The organism is Pelomonas sp. KK5 (assembly GCF_001984095.1).
GTDB lineage: Bacteria > Pseudomonadota > Gammaproteobacteria > Burkholderiales > Burkholderiaceae_C > KK5.
The window spans coordinates 1-3,322 of the sequence record NZ_LYVQ01000387.1 but is presented as its reverse complement, the minus strand read 5'-3'; the positions used below and the strand labels follow the sequence as shown (position 1 = coordinate 3,322).

At 68.6% G+C, this 3,322-nt stretch carries 4 protein-coding genes; 1 reads left to right on the top strand and 3 read right to left on the bottom strand.

What is annotated here, in order from left to right:
* Positions 1 to 67 (top strand): PEP-CTERM sorting domain-containing protein (locus B0W88_RS35355; RefSeq protein ID WP_144007098.1); only part of this gene is annotated, 67 nt, incomplete at its 5' end.
* 6 nt (positions 68 to 73) lie between these two features.
* Here B0W88_RS35355 and B0W88_RS30720 read toward each other — a convergent pair.
* From B0W88_RS30720 to B0W88_RS30710, 3 genes are all read right to left on the bottom strand, one after another.
* Entirely contained in the window at positions 74 to 1,297 is a 1,224-nt protein-coding gene (locus tag B0W88_RS30720) for a cytochrome c peroxidase (RefSeq protein WP_077038284.1), read from the bottom strand.
* A gap of 7 nt (positions 1,298 to 1,304) precedes the next feature.
* Complete coding sequence (locus B0W88_RS30715; protein ID WP_077038283.1) at positions 1,305 to 2,597, bottom strand: alkaline phosphatase family protein; 1,293 nt, start codon at positions 2,595 to 2,597, stop codon at positions 1,305 to 1,307.
* Positions 2,598 to 2,676: 79 nt separating this feature from the next.
* The coding region (locus B0W88_RS30710) for an ATP-binding cassette domain-containing protein (RefSeq protein ID WP_144007096.1) at positions 2,677 to 3,322 on the bottom strand (646 nt) is incomplete at its 5' end.

Here is a 3,322-nt window from a genome sequence, read left to right as displayed (position 1 = left end):
CAGCTATGCGCTGCTGCTCGCCGGGCTGGGCGTCGTCGGCGGCGTGGCGCGCAGGCGCCGCCGCTGAGCCCGCTCAGCGCACGCTCGCCGCGTCCGCGTCGGTGAGCGTCTGCAGGAAGGCGACAACGTCCTCCACGTCCCGCCGGTTCCACACCGGCGGGTCGCCGCGCTTGCGGGTCAGTGGCTCGTGGATGCGGTCCACGTTGCCGTGGAACGCCAGCGGCAGGTCGTCGGGCCGGCCGGCGGCGTACCACTTCTGCGGCTGCGTGTCGCGCTCGACGTAGAACTGCAGCGCCTCCTCGAGCCGATGAAAACGGCCGTTATGGAAGAAGGCACCGCGCGTGGCGACGTTGCGCAGCGAGGGGGTCTTGAACAGGCCGCAGTATTTCCCGTTGTTCCTGGCCGCATCCTCGCGCAACGGGCCGCACAGGCCCAGGTCGAAGTAACGCGGGTCGCGGTTGGCCGGGATCTCGCCATTGCGCGGCACGGCCAGCGCCTCGAAGTTGAAGTCGGTCAGCAGCGGATGCGCGCCGTTGGCCCCGCGCTCGACCAGGTGGCAGGACGCGCAGTTGCCGGCCGCCGGATCCTTGAACAGCCGCAGGCCGCGCTGTTCGCGGGCCGTCAGCTGCGCCCTGCCGTCGAGCCAGAGGTCGAAGCGGCTGCTGTAGGGCTGCAGGCTCGGGTCGTCGAACAGGAACTGCTGCAGCGCCGCGGCCAGCGCGCTCACCGCCACCTCCGGCCGGGCCATCGCCTCGGCACCGAAGGCGCGGCGGAAGTCCTCGGCATAGGCCGCCCGTGCCAGCTTCGCCGCCACCGCCTCCACGCTGCCGTTGGCCATCTCGTTGGCTGCCAGCAGCGGCGCGCGCACCTGCTCGGCCACGCTGTTGAAACGACCGTCCCAGGCGAGGCCGCCGGAGGGCACATGGTCGGTGTCGGCCAGGCGTTCCAGCGGGTTCGTGACGACCGTGTGGGACCACACCGGCGTGCGCTTGAGCAGGTAGCGCAGCGAGGGCACGGCGCGGGTGCCGGGCGTCTGCAGCTCCGGCCCGCCGAGCTGCACCGCCAGCGCGTTGGGAGGCCCGTAGGCATGGGCCGGGCTGTGGCAGCTGGCGCAGGACTGGCGGCCCGAGGCCGACAGCGAGGGATCGAAGAAGGCGCGCCGGCCGAGGTCCGCCAGCACCGCGGCGGACGGCGGCACGGCGGCGGCCGCGCGCGGGACCGGCTGGATCCCGTTGCCCAGCGTGGCCGCCAGCACCGCGCCCAGCGCGGCTGCCAGCGCCACCACCCACGAAGTCACGGGCTGTTTACTTCTTGAAGTTGTTGAAGATGTCCGCGCCGAAGCTCACCAGGCTCTTGTCGTTGGCAAAGCCCAGGTAGCCCTTGGTCTGGAAGATGTCCTCCAGCGAGCGCAGCATCGAGTAGTGGTTGTAGGGCGTGTCGGTGACAGTGCCGGGCTTGATGTACTTGGAGATCATCAGCGCGCCGGTGCGGTCGCCGCCGACGCCGACATAGTGGAACTTGTAGTCCAGCGAGGCCGAGGCCGGCAGCGTGGCGTCCATCGGGCGCGTCACGTTGGGGCCGCTTTGCTGGCCGCAGCAGGCTTCGCCCTTCAGGTTCAGCGTGTAGGTCATCTTGTTCGTCGTCGGGTCCACGGCGGCGCCTGCCACCTGGATGTCCGCCGATTCGTCGAAGTTGATGATGATCAGGCCGTCCTTCTGGTAGGCCGGCGAGGCCTGGATGATCGGGATCCACTTGGCCAGGAAGGCATCGATCGAGGCCAGGCCGCCGGCCTTGCCGTCCACGCAGCCCTTGCCGGCGGCGCCGGTGCCGTCGCCGTCATGGCCGTCGTCGCAGAGGTTGGGCGTGATGAAGACGAAGTTCGGCGTGGTGGCGATGGACTTCAGGTCGTTCTCGAGATTGGCGTCGAGGTTGACGACATGGCTGTCGCAATACGCCTGGTCGTCGATGATCGAGTGGAAGTAGACAAAGGGGTTGTGGCGGGTGGCGTACTGGTCGCCCTTGGGCACGGCGGCCGACGGGGCCTGCGCGGCCTGGGTGTTGTCGATCGCGCCGATGGCCGGGTGGGCGCAGGCGCCCTTCTCGCGGGTCGGGTCGTTGCCCATGTCGCCCATATAGCCCTTCCACGTGAACTTCACCTCGTCGAGCTGGTTGACGAAGGTCTTCACGCTGGCGGGGTAGACGCAGCCCTTGCCGTCCTTGGCGACGACGAGCTTGTAGTCGTCGCTGGTCGTGCCGGTGGAGACGATGTCGTTGAAGCCTGCGAAGCAGTCGGTCTGCGTCTCCAGCGTGGAGCCCTGGCCGCTCATCATCGAGATGTAGTTGTCCAGGCTGACGTGGCCGGTGCCGTAGTACTGGGTCAGCAGCGCGCCCTGCGGGACCAGCGTCTTCTGCATGTACGGGTTCTGGGTACTGGTGCCGAAGGTGTCCGCGTAATTCTTGTTCTCCATCGTGATGACGAAGACGTGGCGGATGGACTGCTGGCTCTCGGGCAGCGGATCGTCCCAGTTGCAGGCGCTAAGGCCGAGCGAGAGGGCGAGGGCGAAGGCCATCGCGATGGCGCGCCAGGCGGATTTCATTCTGGTGAGTCCCGTGATCGTTGGATGAAAATTCCAGCAATCGTATGAAGACTTCATGAAACGCCCGTGACAGCGCTCCTCACTCCGTGAAGCTGTAATTCCCCGCTTCGTGCAATGCCCAGGCGCCCTCGCCCTTGAGTTCCAGCACCTGGGTGTGATAGCGCAGCAGGGCCGGGCGGTGGGCGATGCTGATCAGCGTGCAGCCCTTGGCGCGCAGGTCGGCGTAGAGCTTGGCCTCGTTGGCGGCGTCGAGCGCGCTGGTGGCTTCGTCCAGGATCACCAGCGTGGGCTCGTGCACGATCACTCGCGCGAAGGCCAGGCGCTGCTGCTCGCCGACCGAGAGCAGCTTCTCCCAGTCCTGCACCGCGTCGAGCCCGCCGACCCGCTCGGCCAGGCCGGGCAACTGCACTTCGTCGAGGATCTCCAGCAGGCGCGCGTCGTCCACCTTGCTGTCGACAGCGGGATAGAGCAGCTGGCTGCGCAGGCTGCCCGGCTGCAGATAGGGCTGCTGCGGCAGGAACAGCACGCCGTCCATCTCGGGGTGCTGCACCGTGCCGCCGCCGCGGCGCCAGAGGCCCGCGATCGCGCGCAGCAGCGAGCTCTTGCCGCAGCCGCTGACGCCGGTGATCAAGAGGCCCTCGCCCGGCGGCAGCGTGAGGCTCAGTTCGCGGATCAGCAGGCGGTCGAACTGCGGCGTGTGGAGGGTCAGGTCTTGCAGCGCCACC

What these genes read in the sequence shown, in the direction of transcription:
- B0W88_RS30715 (WP_077038283.1), bottom strand. Translation starts at nt 2,597, where the DNA reads ATGAAATCCGCCTGGCGCGCCATCGCGATGGCCTTCGCCCTCGCCCTC.